Below are 19,502 nucleotides of genomic sequence, written 5' to 3'. Positions count from 1 at the left end.
TTATTAAATCCCTTCGCTACCCCTAACCGGCGGTTCGGTTTTGAGCAGGTGTTTGATAAAGAAATTCTTTTTACTGCGCCTGCCGTATACACCGCCATCGCTATGGCCCATGCCCGGTATAACCAGCAACTCAAAATCCTTATTAGCCTTTATCAACTCATCCGCGAAACGCAGGGTTGATTCAGGTGGAACATTCTCATCGGCCTCCCCTACTATCAGCATTAAGTTGCCTTGCAGTTTGGCCGCATTGGTGATGTTTGATTGCGCGCCATAATGCGGGCCAACCGGGTAACCCATCCACTGCTCGTTCCACCATTGCTTATCAATACGGTTATCATGGCAGCCACAGGCGGCTACGCCCACCTTATAAAATTCAGGGTGAAACAGCAGGCCGCCCGCGGCATTTTGTCCGCCGGCTGAGGTACCATATAAACCTACCCTGCTTACATCAACCTGCGGATATTTAGCGGCAAGCGCTTTCATCCACAAAATACGATCATCAAAACCGGCATCGGCCAGGTTTTTCCAGCATACATCATGAAATGCCTTTGAGCGGTTTGCCGTACCCATGCCATCTATCTGTACCACAATAAAACCCAGTTGGGCAATGCTCTGCATCTCGTTAACAGCCGCGAAATTCTTGGGTACAAATGAGTCCTGCGGGCCGGCATAGATGTTTTCAATAACCGGGTAGGCCTTATTAGCATCCATATTGGCCGGGCGATAAACCACACCCCAGATATCCGTTTTACCATCACGCGCCTTAGCCACAAAAACCTCGGGCAGTTTAAGGCCGGTAGCCAATAATTTCGACAGATCACCCGTTTCTAAATCGGCTATCTTTTTACCTGTGGCGGTATTGCGCAAAGCCACTACCGGTGCTACATTAACCTGCGAGTAAGCATCTATCATGTACTTTCTATCCGGCGAATAAGTTACCTGGTGGTTGCCTTTTTCGGGGGTAAGGTCAATCAATCCCTTGCCGTTAAAACCGATGCGGTAGTAATGTATAAAGTAAGGGTCCTCACCGGCGTTCATGCCGCTGCCTTTAAACCATAATTGCCTTTTTTGTACGTCAACACTATCAATATCGCGCAGCACCCAGTTGCCTTTGGTTATAAGTTGTTGCTTGCCGGTAAGTGTATTTACCAGGTAAGCGTGCCTCCAGCCATCTTGCTCGGTTACCCATACCGCTTCGTTGGTTTTGGGCAAATAATAGGTAAATATCCGCTGCTCATAAATAAACATTTTTGTACGTTCATCAATAACATTACGTGTTTTGCCGGTTTGGCAATCCACCTCTATCAGCCTGAAACGCTGGTGCCCGCGGTCAACCTTTTCAAACGTAAAGTAGCGGCTGTTACCTTCACGAAAGTGCAATTCGGGCGCGCCAAAAAAGTCTATCTTATCGGCCTCAACCTTTAGTTGTTTCTTTGTTTTTACGTTGAAGATAAAAGGCTCATAACTGGTAAAATCATCTCCGGGCTGGGCGTATTCGCGTGTACGCAACTGGCCGCGGGTGGTACCCGGTACCGAACTCAGCACATAGTAAACATCCTTTGTTTTTTTATAGTTGATTTTATAACCCACGATATATTGCCCATCCGGCGACCAGGCGAACTCGCCATACGGCACATCCGATGTGCCATCAGTGCTTAAAATGGTTTCGGCGCCGGTTTTCGTATTTTTTATAACCAGGTTACCTTTCTTTTGCATAGCCGCCCATTGCTTATCCGGCGATACCGAATCGGTATTAAAGCCACCCCAGCGGTAACGGCGGCGCTGCAGCGGTCGGTTAGGGTTATAAGCTTGCTGCTCAGGTTTGGTTGCTTTTTCGGCTTTATAATTTTTGAGGTCGCATTTTAACCAGTCGTTACCTGTTTTAAAGGTTATGCTGCTTTTATCATCGCTATAAAACAGCTCATTGATCCATAGTTTTTGCGCATCGGCCTTTTTATCCGTTACTTTAGCAATGGCTTTGGCCAGGCGTTCATGATCAAAAGCCAACTGTTTTTTGCCGGTGGCGGCATCTACCAGATAATACACGGCCTCGCGGTTATCAAGCGCCTTGCGGTACCAAAAGCTGTTACCATCAGGTTGCCAGTTAGGGTTTATGCCGGTAACTACGGCTATGCTTTTAAGGGCGGTATCTAACTCATTTGCTTTTTTGAATGATTGGAGCACCTCCTGCTGCGTGGGTAAATAAGGCGTAACTTTTGGTTGCTGGGCAAATGCGCCCTGTATAAAAAGGGAGGCTGCCGCTATGCAGGGTATAACTAAGCGTATGTTCATGATGTTTAAATCCAATTAACGGGGATATTTGACGGTAAAATACAACACCTGGTAGTAAAAACACAGCCCGCAGGCATATCGGTTAAAATCTGAAGATCATCAGGTAATATTGTATGTGGCCAGGTTATATTGCTGTTACAAAGCATGGCAAAGCGGCTATATAATTCAACATTATTGCCTTATTTTAGCCGGATGGACAATGCAGATTTCAGGCCGGAGCTGCGTACCGTAAATGTTACCCGTTACGTTACACCGCTGCGCGAGGGAGGCTCGCTACCGGCCATTGCCGAGGCCGATGATAATTTTTTATATGTGCTCAAATTTCGGGGTGCCGGGCAGGGTGTTAAGGCATTGATTGCCGAGCTGATAGGCTGCGAAATGGCCCGCCTGCTGGGTTTCAGGGTGCCCGAGCTGGTATTCGCCAACCTGGATACCGCCTTTGGCCGCTCAGAACCCGATGAGGAGATACAGGATTTGCTGAAAGCAAGTGTTGGCCTTAACCTGGCCTTGCATTACCTGTCTGGCGCTATCACGTTCGACCCGGTGGTTACCCGGCTGGATGAGCAACTAGCTTCACGCATTGTATGGCTGGATGCTCTACTGACCAACGTTGACCGAACCCCGCGCAACACCAATATGCTGGTTTGGCATAAGGAGCTGTGGCTGATAGATCATGGCGCATCGTTATACTTCCACCACTCGTGGGATAACTGGCAGGAGATGGCACTGCGCCCCTTCACGCAGATCAAAGATCATGTGCTGCTGCCATTGGCTACGCAAATTGAGCAGGCCGATGTCGATTTTAAGGCCATCCTGACCAATGAGCGCATCCGCAGCATAGTTAACCTGATACCGCTTAGCTGGCTTGGCGATGAAGAGCCTAAAGCACGCAGGGATGTTTATTATGAATTTTTGATCCGCCGCATTGCCGCGTCGGAAGTTTTTGTAAAGGAGGTACAGCATGCCCGAGCCGCAACTGTTTGAGTATGCCGTAGTGCGCGTTGTACCCAGGGTAGAGCGCGAGGAATTTATAAACGTAGGAGTTATTCTGTACTGCCCGAAGCAAAAGTACCTTGGCTTTGAGTACAAGCTGGATGCCGACCGGCTGAAAGCCCTGTACAGTGAACTGGATATTGAGGAGTTGAAACATCACTTTGCCGCCTTTGAGCAGATCAGCCTGGGCAGTAAAGCCGGGGGGCCGATTGGTACGCTGGATGTAGCCTCTCGTTTCAGGTGGTTAACGGCTACCCGCAGCACGGTGGTACAATCATCAAAAACCCATCCCGGTTTATGCGATGGCGACCCGGCGCAAAAGTTAAAGCTATTGTTTGAGAAATTGGTTTTGTAAATAATTATAACATGCACACCACTAACTATTACGATACCTTTATCCAGGTAGCTGAGGATTGCCCGGTTAAAGTAGCCGAAGTTCCGCCGGTAAAGGGTGATCATAAAACCATCGCCAATATTCAGTTTGATATGATGGCGCACCACCCTTATGAGTTTACTTCGGATGATGTGGTATTTGAGGCTTACGCGTTGAAGAATAACATAAGCGGAGCGGAAAAGAAGGCTGCCTGCGAGCAATATTTTTCAAAAGGACAAGCCTGCCTGCGCTCATCAACCCTGGCAAAGCGTTACGGCTGGGGTATACACAGCAATGCCGATGGCAATGTAGCTATTTATGGTTTAGGCAGCGAGGAGTATGAGCAATACAGCCATGATAAGCAGCTTAAACAGTTAAAGGCCATGCGCTCGAAAAAAGCCTAAGGCATATCATCCCATGAAACAAATTATAGAATGCGTACCCAACTTTAGCGAGGGCATTAATACTGAAACCATTGCCGCTATCGCCAAGGCCATCAGTAGTGTTGAGGGTGTACATCTGCTTAATGTTGACCCGGGGCATGATGCCAACCGCACCGTGATCACCTTTGTTGGCGAGCCGCAGGCCGTGGTTGATGCCGCCTTCGCCGCCATTAAAACCGCCGGTGAACTGATCGACATGCGTACGCAAAAAGGCGAGCACCCCCGCATGGGTGCCACCGATGTTTGTCCGCTGGTGCCGGTAAGGGGCATTAGCATGGATGAAGTGGTTGAGTATGCCGGTCAGTTAGCTCGCCGTGTTGGCGAGGAGTTGCAGATACCGGTTTACCTTTACGAAAATTCACAGCCCGATAAGCGCCGCAGCAACCTCTCCATTATCCGCTCCGGTGAGTACGAAGGATTTTTTAATAAGATACACCAACCCGGCTGGCAGCCCGACTACGGCCCTACCGAAATGGATGCCAAACGCGGGGCAACGGTAATCGGCGCGCGTAATTACCTGGTGGCTTATAATATTACGCTTGATACTACATCTGTAGAAACCGCCAAAAAAATCGCTTATGCCGTGCGCGAAAGCGGTTATAAAGGCATGCCCGGCAGCCTTAAATTTTTAAAAGCCATTGGCTGGTATATGGATGAGTACCATGCCGCCCAGGTATCCATGAACCTCACCAATATGGAGCGCACACCGGTACACATTGTGTTTGAAGAGGTAAAACGGCAGGCACAAAAACTTGGCGCGGAAGTTACCGGCAGTGAATTGATCGGTCTGATACCGCTTACCTGTTTGATTGAAGCGGGTAAATATTTTTCAGCCCGCCACGGTATCGATCAGCAGGAAAATGAAGATGATCTGGTACAAACAGCCGTTAGTGAATTAAAACTTGATGCCCTGACCGGTTTCAACGTTAAAAAAAGAGTGATTGAATACCTTTTAGATATTAATTAAAACCTTATTTTTTTCCTCATTCGTAAACAGTACTTGAATATTATTTTGAATTAATAATTGTTTGTTTTACATTCGGTTTAATATCTCCTAATTATTAATGAGGCTGAAAACAATACAAATAGCGCGATTTATTTTGCCATCCGTATTATTTGTTATTGTCATAACAGCCACAGCCCAGGTAAAACCTAAAAAACAGCCGTCAAAACTTAAAACCACTACACAATACGCTGTTTTTGACAGCATCGTAACCCGTGCGAATGTAACTTTTAAAACCCCCGAGGGTTTTAAAGAACTTACGGCACTTAACAATGAGGATTTTACTTTTGATTATGCCATGGCTATACCCGGCCGCGAGTTTGAGGTATGGTACCAGGTACGCTCACAAAAGGAGAACTGGGCCAGTTACGAGCGAGTTAAAGCTAACGAGCAATTAAAACTGGCCAATCCCGACTCCGTCTACAAGGAGATCGCCCAGGCCCACGCTATCGCTTTTACGGGGCAGCGCAATTCGTTTGTACGTGTGTTACCCGCAACGGCGCTTAAACGCTACAATGCCGATGCAGGCCGGTCGTACATGCTCTCGTTAGAGGACATGCCCGAAACCAAGCATTACCAGTACGCGCTGCTTATCGCCCTGCAAAAATTTCATACCGGCACAATATTGATGGTTTGCTTTACCAACCAGAAAGATCCCGAATTTTATAAGAATGTTGAACGTGCCGGCAGCAGCCTCAAATTCAAACCAATAGCTCAAAATGTTAGTAAGTTAGCAGATTAAGGGCTGACTAACGCTGCTAAAAACTTTATTTTTGCTTTAACCGGGTGTATTTTTGCACCCAACAAACAACGTTTGCATATATGGCTGAACCAAATTATAGTGAAGATAGCATCCGCTCGCTCGATTGGAAAGAGCACATACGCCTTCGCCCCGGCATGTACATTGGTAAACTGGGTGACGGCTCGGCGTATGATGATGGCATTTATGTGTTGCTGAAAGAGATCGTAGATAACTCGATAGATGAGTTTGTGATGGGTAGTGGCCGCACCATTGAGGTGAACATGAGCGATCATAAAGTAAGCGTACGCGATTATGGCCGTGGCATTCCGCTGGGCAAGGTGATCGACTGTGTTTCCAAAATAAATACCGGCGGTAAATATGATAGTAAAGCCTTCCAGAAATCGGTAGGTTTAAATGGTGTGGGTACCAAGGCAGTAAACGCTTTGTCTACCGCGTTCACCGTACAATCCTACCGTGACGGGCGCACCAAGATAGCGGAGTTTGCCAAAGGCGAGATCATCAGGGATGAGCCGGAGAAGGAAACCAGCCAGCGCAATGGTACCGCCATTAACTTTATGCCTGATGATACCATTTTCAGGCATTACCGCTTTATACCGGAGTTTGTGGAGAACATGATATGGAATTATGTTTACCTTAACTCAGGGCTTACCATCAACTTTAACGGGCAAAAATATTTTTCGGAGCGTGGCCTGCATGATCTGCTTAGCCGCCATACCAATCCGGACACCATACGCTACCCAATCATTCACCTGAAGGGTGAGGACATAGAAATAGCCATGACGCATGGGCAGCAATACGGTGAGGAATATTATTCGTTTGTTAACGGACAGCATACCACGCAGGGCGGCACACACCAGGCAGCTTTCCGTGAGGCGGTGGTTAAAACCATCCGCGAATACTATAAAAAAGAGTTTGACGCGGCTGATGTGCGTGCATCCATTGTGGCGGCAATAGCCATTAAGGTGCAGGAGCCGGTGTTTGAATCGCAAACTAAAACCAAACTGGGCTCGCAAAACATCGCGCCGGATGGACCTACCGTGCGCGGCTTTATTAATGATTTTGTTAAAAAGGAGCTCGACAACTACCTACATAAAAACCAGGCAGTTGCTGATGAGTTGCAAAAACGCATCCTGCAATCAGAGCGTGAGCGTAAGGATATTGCCGGCATTAAAAAACTGGCTAACGAGCGTGCCAAAAAAGCATCGCTGCATAACCGTAAGCTGCGCGATTGCAAACTGCATTTTGATGATAACCACGAACGCAAACAGGAAACTACGCTATTCATCACCGAAGGTGACTCAGCCAGCGGATCGATCACCAAATCGCGCGATGTAATGACCCAGGCCGTATTCAGCCTGAAAGGTAAGCCGCTTAACTGTTTCGGTTTGACCAAAAAGGTAGTTTATGAAAATGAAGAGTTTAACCTGTTACAACACGCCCTTAATATTGAGGACGGTATTGATAACCTGCGTTACAACAATATTGTGATAGCTACTGATGCCGATGTGGATGGCATGCACATCCGCCTGTTGTTAATGACGTTCTTTTTGCAGTTCTTCCCTGACTTGGTTAAGGCCGGGCACGTATCTATATTGCAAACCCCGCTTTTCAGGGTGCGTAATAAAAAGGAAACCATTTATTGCTATAGCGATGAAGAGCGCCGAAACGCCATTGCCAAACTGGGTAACAAACCCGAAATAACCCGCTTTAAGGGCTTAGGTGAGATATCGCCCGATGAATTTGGCTTGTTTATAGGCAAGGACATACGCCTTGACCCGGTATTTTTAAAGGATGCCAACATTAAAGGTTTGTTAGAGTACTTTATGGGCAAAAATACCCCTGCCCGCCAACAGCACATTGTACAAAACCTGCGTGTTGAAAAGGATGACGAAACCATTAACCCACTGGTAGCTGCAGCAGAACTGGCTGTAGCTATTTAATACCAACAACAATAAACAACAAAGCCTGCTTAAATTTAAGCAGGCTTTGTTGTTTATACTAATCGTCGCACTTTGGTTTCAGGCGTTATCTTCAAATTATCAAGCCCCGTTATCAGGTTTAGTCCGGGTGCTTTGCCCGGCATCAGCGACCCATATTTATTATCGATCTCTAAAAACTCAGCGCCGTTAATGGTGGCCCAATTTAGCAGCTTTTCAATACCTATTTGCGGAAAATGCTCCTGAATAGTAGCCATTTCGCCTAATATGCTTAGTCCGCTATTGGAGGCCAGGCTGTCTGTACCCAGGGTAATGTTAAAACCCTGATCAATAAACAGGTTAATTTTAGGCAAACGCTTCTCAATATATAAGTTGGCATTGGGGCAAAAGCACCAGTTAACCCGCTTATCAAAGCGCCGTACAAAATAAATATCCTTTAAATTAGTGCAGGTGTTATGCACCAGCAGTATTTCCTGGTTATTGCTTAGCAATGGCACAATGGACTGTATGGAATTACGTGCCTGCGGTTTAAAATAATTAATGTCTATCTCTAAAAACTTATACAAATCGTTAAACTCACCGAGCTTATAGCGGTAAAACTTATTTTCGTCCTCACACTCCTGGTTATGTATGCTGATGAGGTTTTTGCCGTTATCGCTGTATTTTTTTATCAGCCTGAATAATTCCTTTGATACTGAGTAAGGTGCATGCGGGGTAAGGGAAACAGACAGCGGTTTAAAGCTTTGCAGTGTTTCGAGCGCGCTGTCAAAAACAGCCTGCGCACGTTCGGGCACAAAGCTCATGGCCTCAACAAACGTATGGTAATAAATTTTACTTTCTTTTTTTACCGGGGCGGTAACATCCGTATTTGATATATCACCAACGGCCACAATACCATTATCATACATCAGTTGGTCGGCGGCTTTGGCGGCCTGTTCAACTTCCTGCTCATTGGCAACAACCGTACGGCGCATGGTAATCACATCTTTAACAAAATTAACCAAACCGTTACCGGCGGCTATTTTATCTTTCATGTGCGAAAGCTCTAAATGGCAGTGGGTGTTTACAAAGCCGGGGCAAATAATGCCGCTTAATTGCTCTATGGGGCCGGTTATGGTGTCGGGGTCGTCTGTAACTGCTATGATCTTACCGTCATCATCAACGGTAACGATACCATTCTTTATCGGATCGGCATAAATTGGAAAAACGTAATCGGCTCTAAAATTTTTCATCGGTATCTGTTAGCATCTTCTCAAACTTCCTTCCCAAATATGCCCATAATTAATACAATTAACTTATAGTTGTTGTTTTTTAATCAAATAAAAAGAAATGATTTTACAAAAACACATAAACTTTTAAATTTAAGTACTTTTGTACCGTGAACACTGCAACTGTTAAAACAGACATCCGAAGCTTAACCCTCAACGCTTTACAGGATCAATTTACCCAAATGGGCGAAAAGGGCTTCAGAGCTAAACAAGTATACGAGTGGCTTTGGAAAAAATCCTGCTTTTCATTTGACGAAATGAGCAATATTTCGAAAGAACTACGTACAAAGCTCGAGCAGAATTTCACTATAAATAATGTTAAAATTCATACCTCACAGCTAAGTGGTGATAAAACTATAAAAAATTCTTTTATTTTACACGACAACCATTTAATTGAGGGTGTATTGATACCTACACCCGAGCGAATTACCGCCTGCGTATCATCACAAGTGGGCTGCAGCCTTACCTGCAAATTTTGTGCTACCGGCTATATGGAGCGTAAACGCAACCTTAACCCTGATGAGATTTACGACCAGGTGGTACTGATTGATAAACAAGCCCGCGAAAATTATAACCAGCCGCTTACCAATATTGTATACATGGGTATGGGTGAGCCCTTGCTTAACTATGCCAACGTAATGAAATCCATCGAAAAGATCACCTCTGAAGATGGGTTAAATATGGCGGCCAAACGCATTACGGTGTCAACCGCGGGGATTGCCAAAATGATCAAAAAACTGGGCGATGATCAGGTTAAGTTTAACCTGGCGCTATCGCTCCATGCCGCTAATGACGAGAAGCGCAATACCATTATGCCTATTAACGAGCAAAACTCGCTTAAAGCATTAGCCGACGCATTAAAGTACTACTACGCCAAAACCAAAAACCCGGTAACCTACGAGTATATTATTTTTGACGGCGTTAATGATAATATACAGGATGCTATTGAGCTTGCCCGCTTTTGCAAGCACCTGCCCTGCAAGGTTAATATTATTGAGTACAACCCTATTGCTTTTGCAAGCTACATAAATGCCGGCGAGGATAAGGTTGAGGCCTTTGCCGCTTACCTGCGCAAACAAGGCATTATCACCAACCTGCGCCGCAGCCGTGGTAAAGATATTGATGCCGCCTGCGGACAGCTTGCCATTAAAGAAAAGGAAAAAGCCGTTTAATTACATGTGGCTGCGCAATACTTACCTAGTCGACTTTATTGCGCTCATTTTTCCTGACCTTTGCGCCGCCTGTAACAAGCAACTTATAAAAGGTGAACAGGTTATTTGTACCGACTGCCGGTTTGATTTACCCTATACCAACTTCCACCAGCAAAAAGACAATATTGTTGCACGCCAGTTTTGGGGTAAATTAAAAGTGGAGCAGGCTTATGCCCTGCTGTATTTTACCAAGGGCGGCAAAGTGCAAAACCTTATTCACCGTTTTAAGTATGATGGCGAGAAACAGATAGGCATTATGTTAGGCCAAATGGCAGGCGAAAAATTGCAAGCCATAAATCAACCGGCTCCATTTGATTTTATTATACCCGTGCCGCTGCACAAAAGTAAGCTGCGCAAGCGTGGTTATAACCAAAGCCAGTTATTTGCCGAGGGCTTGTCGCAAAAACTGAATGTAAGTATTGAATTAAATAATTTGATACGCACTGTGGCTACCGAAACACAAACCCGTAAATCGCGCTTTGCCAGGTTTGAAAATATGCAGCAGGTTTTTGCCGTAGCAGATGAGGGCAGACTGGCTAACAAGCATATTTTGCTTGTTGATGATATTGTAACCACAGGCTCCACACTGGAAGCCTGCGGTATAGAATTGCTTAAAGTACCCGGCCTGAAGCTAAGCATCGCTACTATTGCTTACGCCGAGTAGGTATTGCTGTTAATCCTCGTCAGGGTCGGTATCGTCGCCAAAATCAAGCACGTATGAACTTTCAGAAGCATCATAAGCTTGCTGCGCATTGCTGGTTTCATCAATTTCGCCAATATCCTCAACGGTATCATCAAAACCGTTTGAATGCAGATCCTGCTGGCTGGCTTGTTCGTCATTTTGGCTTAACTGGTCGTCTTGCTGTAACTGATCGTCTTCTGGCTCTATCATAATTATAAAATTAGTGTTTATGTATAACCCTGTTATTACTTTGATGTTTTAAAAATACATAAAGCAGGATAAACCTTGTTATAAAGCCATCCGTTTATTTATCACAACAGATCCTCATCCGCAAAGCTCAGGTAACCTTTGTCGGTAATAATTAAATGATCGAGCACATTAATATCCAGCATTTTACCGGCGTTCACTACCTTTTTGGTCAGGTCAATATCCAACTGGCTTGGTTTAAGGTTGCCTGATGGATGATTGTGGATCAATACGATGGCACTGGCCTGCTGCTGCAGGGCCATATAAAATATGATCTTCGGATCGGCTACCGTGCCTGATATACCGCCCCGGCTCACCAATTCCTTTGATAATACTTTTGACGACCGGCTGAGCAGCACGATCCAAAACTCCTCGTGGTTCAGATCCATCAGGTGGCGGCGCATCAGCTTAAAAACATCATTGCTGCCTTTTACCTCTTCGGGCGGCTTGCTCTCCGTTTCGTTACGGCGGCGGCCAACCTCAAGCGCGGCTATAATAGAGATCGCCTTGGCCTCACCTACGCCCTTAAACCGGCATAATTCACTGATGGATGCCTTGCCCAATTTGTTCAGGTCATTCTCATAATGGTGCAAAATGCGCTTGCTCAACTCAACGGCTGATTCATCACGGCTACCCGAACCAATGAGTATGGCTATCAGTTCGGCATCGGTAAGTGAACGGCGGCCCTGTCCGCTCAACTTTTCGCGCGGGCGGTCTTCCTCGGCCCAGGCCTTTATGCTGATATGGTTTTGGTAATTGCTCATCAGTACCCGAATGTATGGAATTTTGTGTGAACCTGAATTTCGTCTGAACCTGAATTTTTCAGAATTTTAGGATGAACAAAATTTAGTTTAATTAATTCTGAAAATCACAGTTCAAACATCCTGCTCATTCTATAATACTGAAAATCCTGATCGAGAATATTAACCAACCAAAAAAGGGATAATGCAATGCACTATCCCTTCAATATGATTTAATAAATAAAGCTTATGCTAAACCGTTAACGAATTTAGTAAGTTTTGATTTATTGTTTGACGCTTTGTTTTTATGAATAACGTTCTTTTTAGCTAAACGATCAAGCATTGATATTACTTTACCTAATAACTCTGACCCTTCAGCCTTAGTTGTTGAACCCCTTAACTTTTTGATAGCATTACGGGTTGTTTTAGCCTGATACCTGTTACGCAGACGCTTCGCAGCGTTTGATCTGATTCTCTTTAATGATGATTTATGATTTGCCATCTTATAGCTTGTTATCCTTTTATTTCTTGAATTTTAAGAGTGCAAATATAGATTGATTTTTTTAATTATACAAAGCCTTTTTAAAATTCGTTTTATTTTGGATGTTAAAGTTAATCAGCATATTTGAATATGAAAATAACGGCGCGCAGCGCGGTTGCCATCCTGAGCCTGTTCATACTGTCGTCATGGGGTTATTTCGCCCATCAGCGCATCAACCGGATGGCTGTATATGCCCTGCCTAAAGGCATGGCACCTTTTTATAAGGCTAATATTAATTTTATCACCGAGCACGCCATCACTGCCGATAAACGCCGGTATGTTGACTCGGCCGAGATACCCCGCCACTTTTTTAATGCCGACCGCTATGGCAAAACGCCATTCAGAACCATCCCACGAAAGTGGAAGGATTTTGAGAAACGCTACACGCACGATACTCTACTCAAACACGGCATCCTGCCCTGGACCATTCAACAACGCTATTACTGGCTGGTGAAGGCTTTTAAAGAGCACGACACCACTTCTATCCTGCGTAACTCGGCCGACCTGGCACATTACGTAGCCGATGCCCATGTGCCCCTGCATTTGGTACTGAACCATGACGGGCAGCTAAGCGGACAGGATGGCATACACGCCCTGTGGGAAAGCCGCCTGCCGGAATTATTTGCCAGCAAGTACCGTTACCCTATCAACAAAGCCAAATACATTGACAACCCGCTAACAGAGGCTTTTTTGATCTGCCAGCGATCATTCGGCAAAGCGGATAGTGTGCTGCGGTTGGAGCGGCTGCTTAATAAACGCTTTCCGGCTGATAAGAAATACACCATGGAGAAGCGTGGACAGCGCAAGGTAAAAGTATACGCGCCCGAATATTGCAAGGCCTATCATACCCTACTCAAAGGCATGGTTGAACGCCAAATGCGCTCGTCCATGTATGAGGCTGCGAGTTATTGGTTTTCGGCCTGGGTTGATGCCGGGCAGCCTGATTTGAATAAACTAATCGCCAAGCCCGCTGCTATCCCGAAAAATTAAATAGTTTTTTTACGAGAACGGCTTTTAACCGCGGCCCATATCGGTGGCACTATAGAGAACAGTATGATGGCGAATACTACCAGCGTAAAGTTCTCTTTTACTACTGGGATGTTACCAAAAAAGAACCCCAGGAATAAAAAGCTGATCACCCAGGCAAAGCCTCCGGTGATGTTATACAAGCTATACCTGCCAAAAGGCATACTGCCCACACCGGCCACAAATGGCGCAATGGTACGTATAATAGGTAAAAACCGGCTGAATATTACCGCCTTACCCCCATGCTTATCAAAAAAAGCCTTGGTTTGCAGGTAATAATCAAGCTTGAGTATTTTGTTATCTTCTTTAAAAACTTTAGGGCCGAGGTAATTGCCTAACAGGTAATTAACGGTATTACCAACAAAGGCAGCAACCACCAGCAACAGAGCCAGCAGGTAAATGTTCAACCCGGTTTGATCGCCGGCTATTAACGCGCCTGCGGCAAACAGTAATGAATCGCCGGGAAGAAATGGGGTTACTACAAAGCCGGTTTCAGCAAAAATGATCAAAAAGAGTATCAGGTAAGTCCAACCCTGGTAATCGTGCGATATTTGGGCAAGGTGCTTATCAATATGCAGTATAAAATCAATGATGCTCTTTATTACTTCCACAGCGGTAAATTTTGCCGTAAAAATATAAATAAAATCGACTATCTGTTAGTTATAATACCGGCACCAAAAGCGGTTGAATCGGTAAATGAGGCGCGGCCATAGGCATATATGGTATACAACCGGCCATCCTGAATGGTGGTACTCGGTATTTCTTCCAGCGTTTGCGTGGGCGAGCCATAGGGCTTTATCTTAAAATCATATACACCTGCGGGTAGCTCGATATATTCGCTTGCCGAATTAAATTGCTGCTGTTTAAAGGCCTCTGTATCATTCGCAGTGAGCACAAGGCCATTATTAGCCCCGGTTACCCGTGGCGCGGCGTTCACAAAACGTATTTTACCACGGCCTACGCGTGGAATTGTACTGGTATCAACCAAAAAAATGTAATCTAACGTATTTTGAGCACGTGAGCCGGTAATAAACAACGAATACTTAGTTTCACGGGACAATTTGGTATCACTACTATCAATTTTGAGTAGGTTAACCACACTGCCTGTAGCGGCCGAACGTATTTGAAAAGGCGTATCAATAGTGGTTAACCCAAAATAACCCGATGGCGTAGGGTACCTGAACACGCTGGTATTTTGCCGCAACAACTTAACATATAAATTAAGTGGCAAGGCATCATAGCTCAGGTTAATTACCTGGTACTCAATTTTGGCTTCGGTTGGGTTTATGTTACCGTTTTTGGTACATGATGATATAAGCGGGAAAAACATAACGCCCGCAACAAGCAAGGTAAGCGTTAACAGCAAGTTACTTTTATGGTTGTTCATCGTTTAAGCCTTGTTAATTTTGAATGATGCCCGCGCTAAATCCGCCGTCGCCGGTTATGGCCGGGTCGCCTTTACTATATATGGTATACGCATTACCGCGGGTAAAGGTAACACTATCGCTAACTGTTATACCTCCTCCGGTAACAGCAAGCTTTTTAAGGCCCGGCGTAATCCGGATGAGCGCAGACACCGAGCGGTAAGCCGCGCCGGTTACCTTTGCCGTATCATTAAGTGAAAGCGTGGCCGGGTTTACCTTGGGCGAGGCATTCACAAAACGCACTATAGCCACATTACCTGTATCAACATCCAGATCATCATTAACCAATATGTAATTGACCGTGTCAAGCGCGGCGGCAAACAAGGTGTAGCTTTTGGCGGAATCAAGCGAGAGCGGCAAGCTAAGCGCCACATCTGCCGAACCGTCATTTTTAAACTGATAGTTTTGCTGCCCTGAGTAAACCTCCAGGTAGCCGGAAACGCCATCCGGATAAATGGTTGATGTATTGTTAAGCCTGTTGCCGTTCATAAAAAAGTTAAAACTGCGCGCGCTTACATTAACCACATTTATGGCAGCAGACGGCGGTACGGCAGGCGGTGTGTCCTCCTTTTGGCACGCGGCCAGTACGGCAGCAACAGCTAAAACAATTGCAAAAACCTTCAATTTCATGGCACTAATATATAACTGATGTTTGTGATGTTTGTTATATGTGATGGCAAAAAGTTAAACTTATTACGCATCGTTACTCTGCGAAATCAACCTTCTGCCCCTTATAAACAGAAACACTGCCAATACCAAGAGCACACCAAATAACAGCAAACCATTTAAATCCAAAGCAAATCCCAGTGTTTCGCCGGAGCCCGATTCGCCGGTGAATTTTTGATAGGAAATCCTATCTGCGATAGCGAATACTATTATTATACAGCTTAATATGATCAAAATAACTCCCGATGTTTTGCGCATAGCCTGGTATTAAAAAAAGCCGGTCACAAGTGCCCGGCTTTTGGTTGGATTTATAATTTAAGTTTACAACTTATGCATAACTGTTAAGCATTACCGGCATTACCAGCATCAGCACATCTTCGTTCTCATCTCCGCCTTGTGGCAATAATAATCCGGCACGATTAGGGGTCGACATTTCCAATACCACCTCTTCGCTGCCCAGGTTTTTCAGCATCTCTATCAAAAAGCGCGCGTTAAAACCTATTTCAATATCCTCGCCCTCGTACTGGCAGCTTAAACGTTCGTGTGCTTCGTTAGCAAAGTCAATATCTTCTGATGAGATGTGCAGCTCACTGCCATTGATCTTCAGCCTTACCTGATGCGTGGTTTTGTTGGCATAAATAGCCACACGGTTAAGTGAGCCCAGGAATGCCAAACGGTCAATATTCAGTTTGTTCGGATTGTTTAACGGTATAACCGCTTCGTAATCCGGGTAGCGCTCATCAATTAAACGGCATACCAGGTTAATGCTGCCAAATTTAAAAAAGGCGCTGGTGTTGTTATATTCTACCGATACGTTAACATCATCAGCCGGTAAGGCCGCCTTTAATAAGGTCAGTGCTTTTTTAGGCAGGATGAATGATGTAGTGCCGGCTGCTTTGGCATCTTTACGGCGGTAGCGAACAAGCTTATGCGCATCGGTAGCTACAAAGGTAAGGTGCTGTGCCGATAGCTGGCAGAATACCCCCGTCATGGCCGGGCGCAGTTCGTCATTACTTACCGCGAATATAGTTTTGTTGATGGCCTCGGCCAATACTGATGCAGGCAGGTTAACTGATGATGCGTTTTCAACCACCGGAATTTTCGGGAAGTCTTCACCGTTTTCACCGCTTAGTTTGTATTTACCGTCGCCCGCGCTTATTTCAATAGCAAAGGTAGTATCATCAACCGAAAAGGCTACAGGTTGCTCCGGTAATGATTTCAGGGTATCAAGCAATATGCGCGAAGGTATAGCAATACGGCCATTCTCCTTTGCCTCTACCGCCAGCGAGGTGGTCATGCTGGTTTGCAGGTCGGTTGCCGATATGGTTAAATTGCCGTCTTTTATCTCGAACAAAAAGTTCTCCAGGATAGGCAAAACCGTGCTGTTGCTCAAGGCACCGCTAACAGCCTGTAACTGTTTAAGCAATGTTGATGTAGAAACGATAAATCGCATATATTTTTCTTAATAATAGTCAACCAAAAGTATAAAATTTAGCGGGTATACTTTAGCCTGCGTACATAATGTTGAAAAATAGCAAATATTAACACTATTGCCAATGGCAGCCCCATATTAATTATTTGCCAGTACAATTTATCGCCCCTAACCAGCGCCCTGTCAAGCAGGCGCAACTGTATCTCCTTGCCGCGTAATTCAATAAGGCCGGAGTCATCTGTCAGGTAATCGGCAATATTGAGCAGCAGATTTTTGTTGCCGTAGGTTTGGCGGCTGTAACGGTCGTAACCCAAAGGGTAAGGTGAACCGTCCGCAGCCACCTGGTTTTTAAACAGGTCGCCATCACTGAATATGATCATCTTGGTGGGCTTGCTTTCGGGCAATACCGTAAAGTGCTCCACCCCTTCGGGCACCGGCCGGTTACGAAAGCCGGATGTAAAACTACCTTCAAGCAAAACGCCTGTAGTTTTTGGTTCGCTGTAAAACTCCTTAGGGTCGGGCTCCTGCTCCAGGGCCTGTAAGGTTAGCATATAGGGCACGGTCAGCTTTTTGGCGTAGGGCGAAGTGCTGAGCAGTATGGTTTTGTTTATGTTTTTTACGGCGATGGTATCAATGGTACTGGCAAACTGGCTGCTGATACCATCTATATTTTTCACTACCGGATGTTTAGATTGCGGGATAAAAACCGAGTAAAACAGCCAGGGCGCAAGCTGGATCTGCGCCTGCCCGCCTACGTTGCCGGCCGCTACAGGTATTTGCGAGCAGCTCATGTCGGCCACCAAATCCGCATTGATGCGGATGCCATAACGAAATAACTGATCGTCCAGATTCAGCTTTTTGGGGAACGCCAGTTGCTCGCCGCCTTTGCCGCGCAGGCTATCCAGTTCGGCGCTTACCTGGTCAATAGCCCACAGCACACGGCCGCCATACATAATATATTGATCGAGCTTGAACTTTTCGGCTTCGGTAAACGGCTCGTCGGGCTTGGGTATAACCAGCAAGCTTAATTTTTTAAGGCTATCAAACGGGATGCTTTTCAGGTCAACCCTGCCAACCAAAAACCCATCAGATAACGACCGCAGCGCATCATTCAATTGCAGGTTGTTTAACTCGTTATGCCCTTCGGTAAAGCCAACGCGCGGTTTGCCGCCGCCAGTTGCTTTTTTTATGGCCGAGGTAAAAGCATACTCCAAATTCTGAATAGAATTATTCAGCACCTCATCCGGCGAGAGGCCGATGCGGGTTTGCAGCAGCTTAACGGGTATCTCCTTTCCACCGGCAGACACCATTGCCGCCGGGAATATCATTTTTTGCGACAGGCCATCATCCGTTTTTACGCTCAAGTTGGTTGGCTCAATACCCCTGTCCTGAAAAGCGGTGATTGCCGTATTTTGTTCTTCGGTATTTAAGCCTTTTAAAGGATCAACAAAATCAAACTCCAGTTTGCCGTGGCTGTAGGATTGCAGATCGCTCAGCATATCCTTAGTGGCACGCTGCAAACGCTTAAAGCCGCCCGGAAAATTATCGCCCTCTAAAAAAACGGTGACCTTTACCGGCGATGCCAGGCTATCCATCAAATTTTCGCTTACCGGCGACAGGGTGAAGCGCTTCTCTTTCGTAAAATCAAAACGGGTAAAGGCGATGCCTGATAGGATGCCGATAGCAAATAACACACCCAGCACACTTATCATTATGGTACCGCGCACGCATTTTTGCTGTTGCCTGATGAGCATAAAAATGGTGAGCCAGATAAACAGCGCTGCAAGCAGCACAAAATAAGCGAGGTCGCGGGTATCAAGCACGCCGCGGCTTACCGACTCGTAATGATCCATAATGCCCAGGCGCTGTACATCCGTATTTTGCAGAGACAACAAACGGCTGAGTGAATCAAATCCACTAAAAAAAAAGTAACAGAGAAATACCGAAATGGTAAAAGCGATGATCTGATTTTTGCTGATGGAAGAGGCGAACATGCCGATAGCCACAAAAACGCCGCCTAACAAAAACAAACCGATGTAGGAGCCTATAACCGCCCCGGTATCAATATTACCTTCGGGCGCGCCGAGTGTATAAACTGAATAGTAATAAACCAATGTTGGCACCAGCGCGAACAGCACCAGCGACAGGCAGGCCAGGTATTTGCCCGCTACTATTTGCAGGTGGGTTAACGGTCGGGTAAGCAGCAATTCGAACGTTCCCTCACGGCGCTCCTCGGCCAGCGAACGCATGGTGATGGCCGGTATTAAAAACATGAACAAAAATGGCGCGGTGTTGAAAAAGTTCTCCAAACTCGCGTAACCATATTCCAGGATGCTCGAATCAGGGAATACCCATAAAAACAAGCCCATCACCAGCAAAAAAACGCCGATGGTGATGTAGGCTACCAATGAACTTAAATAGGCGGAAATTTCTTTTTTAAAAACCGGGTACACGCTGTAATT

General features: G+C 45.7%; 19 protein-coding genes. 9 read left to right on the top strand and 10 right to left on the bottom strand.

The features are described 5' to 3' along the window. Positions 1-3: 3 nt before the first annotated feature. On the bottom strand, positions 4-2,292 hold the full coding sequence (locus AC3WJC_RS02215) for a S9 family peptidase (RefSeq protein ID WP_492397437.1): 2,289 nt from the start codon (positions 2,290-2,292) through the stop codon (positions 4-6). Positions 2,293-2,484: 192 nt separating this feature from the next. Here AC3WJC_RS02215 and AC3WJC_RS02210 point away from each other — a divergent pair, with 192 nt between their 5' ends. The 6 genes from AC3WJC_RS02210 to AC3WJC_RS02185 all read left to right on the top strand — a co-directional run bounded on the left by AC3WJC_RS02210 (position 2,485) and on the right by AC3WJC_RS02185 (position 7,807). Next, positions 2,485-3,276: a HipA family kinase gene (locus tag AC3WJC_RS02210; protein WP_492398980.1), complete on the top strand. Its 792-nt coding sequence runs from the start codon at positions 2,485-2,487 to the stop codon at positions 3,274-3,276. Continuing rightward, entirely contained in the window at positions 3,254-3,640 is a 387-nt protein-coding gene (locus tag AC3WJC_RS02205) for a DUF3037 domain-containing protein (protein ID WP_492397436.1), read from the top strand. The genes AC3WJC_RS02210 and AC3WJC_RS02205 overlap by 23 nt, the downstream gene beginning before the upstream one ends. 11 nt (positions 3,641-3,651) lie before the next feature. After that, on the top strand, positions 3,652-4,062 hold the full coding sequence (locus AC3WJC_RS02200; RefSeq protein ID WP_492397435.1) for a DUF6157 family protein: 411 nt from the start codon (positions 3,652-3,654) through the stop codon (positions 4,060-4,062). A 13-nt stretch (positions 4,063-4,075) separates the two neighbouring features. Next, positions 4,076-5,068, top strand: coding sequence for a glutamate formimidoyltransferase (gene ftcD / locus AC3WJC_RS02195; RefSeq protein WP_492397434.1), 993 nt, complete (start codon positions 4,076-4,078; stop codon positions 5,066-5,068). Positions 5,069-5,165: 97 nt separating this feature from the next. After that, a complete protein-coding gene (locus tag AC3WJC_RS02190; protein ID WP_492397433.1) occupies positions 5,166-5,846 on the top strand; it encodes a hypothetical protein in 681 nt (226 codons plus the stop codon). An 80-nt stretch (positions 5,847-5,926) separates the two neighbouring features. Further along, positions 5,927-7,807, top strand: coding sequence for a DNA topoisomerase IV subunit B (locus tag AC3WJC_RS02185; RefSeq protein ID WP_492397432.1), 1,881 nt, complete (start codon positions 5,927-5,929; stop codon positions 7,805-7,807). 53 nt (positions 7,808-7,860) lie between these two features. Here the strand turns inward: AC3WJC_RS02185 and AC3WJC_RS02180 are convergent, their stop codons facing one another. Beyond that, positions 7,861-9,036, bottom strand: a complete 1,176-nt coding sequence (locus tag AC3WJC_RS02180; RefSeq protein ID WP_492397431.1) for an amidohydrolase family protein — start codon at positions 9,034-9,036, stop codon at positions 7,861-7,863. A 146-nt stretch (positions 9,037-9,182) separates the two neighbouring features. On the opposite strand from AC3WJC_RS02180, the gene rlmN reads away from it, so the two are divergent. Then, complete coding sequence (rlmN, locus tag AC3WJC_RS02175) at positions 9,183-10,244, top strand: dual-specificity RNA methyltransferase RlmN (protein ID WP_492397430.1); 1,062 nt, start codon at positions 9,183-9,185, stop codon at positions 10,242-10,244. Next, complete coding sequence (locus AC3WJC_RS02170; RefSeq protein WP_492397429.1) at positions 10,180-10,947, top strand: ComF family protein; 768 nt, start codon at positions 10,180-10,182, stop codon at positions 10,945-10,947. Before rlmN ends, AC3WJC_RS02170 begins: the two co-directional genes overlap by 65 nt. 9 nt (positions 10,948-10,956) lie before the next feature. Here AC3WJC_RS02170 and AC3WJC_RS02165 read toward each other — a convergent pair whose 3' ends face one another. From AC3WJC_RS02165 to rpsT, 3 genes are all read right to left on the bottom strand, one after another. Further along, on the bottom strand, positions 10,957-11,175 hold the full coding sequence (locus tag AC3WJC_RS02165) for a hypothetical protein (protein WP_492397428.1): 219 nt from the start codon (positions 11,173-11,175) through the stop codon (positions 10,957-10,959). A gap of 101 nt (positions 11,176-11,276) precedes the next feature. Beyond that, a complete protein-coding gene (gene radC, locus AC3WJC_RS02160) occupies positions 11,277-11,975 on the bottom strand; it encodes a RadC family protein (RefSeq protein WP_492397427.1) in 699 nt (232 codons plus the stop codon). A 223-nt stretch (positions 11,976-12,198) separates the two neighbouring features. Next, positions 12,199-12,453 carry a 30S ribosomal protein S20 gene (rpsT, locus tag AC3WJC_RS02155; RefSeq protein WP_492397426.1) on the bottom strand — a complete coding sequence of 85 codons (255 nt, stop codon included), beginning with the start codon at positions 12,451-12,453 and terminating at the stop codon, positions 12,199-12,201. Positions 12,454-12,582: 129 nt separating this feature from the next. Here rpsT and AC3WJC_RS02150 point away from each other — a divergent pair, with 129 nt between their 5' ends. Next, positions 12,583-13,482, top strand: a complete 900-nt coding sequence (locus AC3WJC_RS02150; RefSeq protein WP_492397425.1) for a zinc dependent phospholipase C family protein — start codon at positions 12,583-12,585, stop codon at positions 13,480-13,482. Here AC3WJC_RS02150 and AC3WJC_RS02145 read toward each other — a convergent pair. From AC3WJC_RS02145 to gldG, 5 genes are all read right to left on the bottom strand, one after another. Beyond that, positions 13,479-14,129: a DedA family protein gene (locus tag AC3WJC_RS02145; RefSeq protein WP_492397424.1), complete on the bottom strand. Its 651-nt coding sequence runs from the start codon at positions 14,127-14,129 to the stop codon at positions 13,479-13,481. The two genes, AC3WJC_RS02150 and AC3WJC_RS02145, sit on opposite strands and share 4 nt — an antisense overlap. 38 nt (positions 14,130-14,167) lie before the next feature. Next, complete coding sequence (locus AC3WJC_RS02140; RefSeq protein WP_492397423.1) at positions 14,168-14,905, bottom strand: DUF4397 domain-containing protein; 738 nt, start codon at positions 14,903-14,905, stop codon at positions 14,168-14,170. A 13-nt stretch (positions 14,906-14,918) separates the two neighbouring features. Continuing rightward, the gene (locus tag AC3WJC_RS02135) at positions 14,919-15,572 is read right to left on the bottom strand and encodes a DUF4397 domain-containing protein (protein WP_492397422.1); all 654 of its coding nucleotides are present in this window, start codon (positions 15,570-15,572) and stop codon (positions 14,919-14,921) included. A 364-nt stretch (positions 15,573-15,936) separates the two neighbouring features. After that, positions 15,937-17,061 (bottom strand): DNA polymerase III subunit beta, encoded by a 1,125-nt coding sequence (dnaN, locus tag AC3WJC_RS02130; protein WP_492397421.1) that lies wholly within the window; start codon positions 17,059-17,061, stop codon positions 15,937-15,939. 38 nt (positions 17,062-17,099) lie between these two features. Continuing rightward, a complete protein-coding gene (gene gldG, locus AC3WJC_RS02125) occupies positions 17,100-19,493 on the bottom strand; it encodes a gliding motility-associated ABC transporter substrate-binding protein GldG (RefSeq protein ID WP_492397420.1) in 2,394 nt (797 codons plus the stop codon). Positions 19,494-19,502 lie beyond the last annotated feature (9 nt).

It is taken from the genome of Mucilaginibacter sp. FW306-07-L, from assembly GCF_058782065.1.
Note: the sequence above shows the minus strand (reverse complement) of the source record. Positions and strands in the feature narration are given on the sequence as shown.

Coding starts and splice junctions, on each gene's coding strand:
- AC3WJC_RS02215 (WP_492397437.1), bottom strand. CDS start 2,292: ATGAACATACGCTTAGTTATACCCTGCATAGCGGCAGCCTCCCTTTTT.
- AC3WJC_RS02210 (WP_492398980.1), top strand. CDS start 2,485: ATGGACAATGCAGATTTCAGGCCGGAGCTGCGTACCGTAAATGTTACC.
- AC3WJC_RS02205 (WP_492397436.1), top strand. CDS start 3,254: ATGCCCGAGCCGCAACTGTTTGAGTATGCCGTAGTGCGCGTTGTACCC.
- AC3WJC_RS02200 (WP_492397435.1), top strand. CDS start 3,652: ATGCACACCACTAACTATTACGATACCTTTATCCAGGTAGCTGAGGAT.
- ftcD (WP_492397434.1), top strand. CDS start 4,076: ATGAAACAAATTATAGAATGCGTACCCAACTTTAGCGAGGGCATTAAT.
- AC3WJC_RS02190 (WP_492397433.1), top strand. CDS start 5,166: ATGAGGCTGAAAACAATACAAATAGCGCGATTTATTTTGCCATCCGTA.
- AC3WJC_RS02185 (WP_492397432.1), top strand. CDS start 5,927: ATGGCTGAACCAAATTATAGTGAAGATAGCATCCGCTCGCTCGATTGG.
- AC3WJC_RS02180 (WP_492397431.1), bottom strand. CDS start 9,036: ATGAAAAATTTTAGAGCCGATTACGTTTTTCCAATTTATGCCGATCCG.
- AC3WJC_RS02165 (WP_492397428.1), bottom strand. CDS start 11,175: ATGATAGAGCCAGAAGACGATCAGTTACAGCAAGACGACCAGTTAAGC.
- radC (WP_492397427.1), bottom strand. CDS start 11,975: ATGAGCAATTACCAAAACCATATCAGCATAAAGGCCTGGGCCGAGGAA.
- rpsT (WP_492397426.1), bottom strand. CDS start 12,453: ATGGCAAATCATAAATCATCATTAAAGAGAATCAGATCAAACGCTGCG.
- AC3WJC_RS02150 (WP_492397425.1), top strand. CDS start 12,583: ATGAAAATAACGGCGCGCAGCGCGGTTGCCATCCTGAGCCTGTTCATA.
- AC3WJC_RS02140 (WP_492397423.1), bottom strand. CDS start 14,905: ATGAACAACCATAAAAGTAACTTGCTGTTAACGCTTACCTTGCTTGTT.
- AC3WJC_RS02135 (WP_492397422.1), bottom strand. CDS start 15,572: ATGAAATTGAAGGTTTTTGCAATTGTTTTAGCTGTTGCTGCCGTACTG.
- dnaN (WP_492397421.1), bottom strand. CDS start 17,061: ATGCGATTTATCGTTTCTACATCAACATTGCTTAAACAGTTACAGGCT.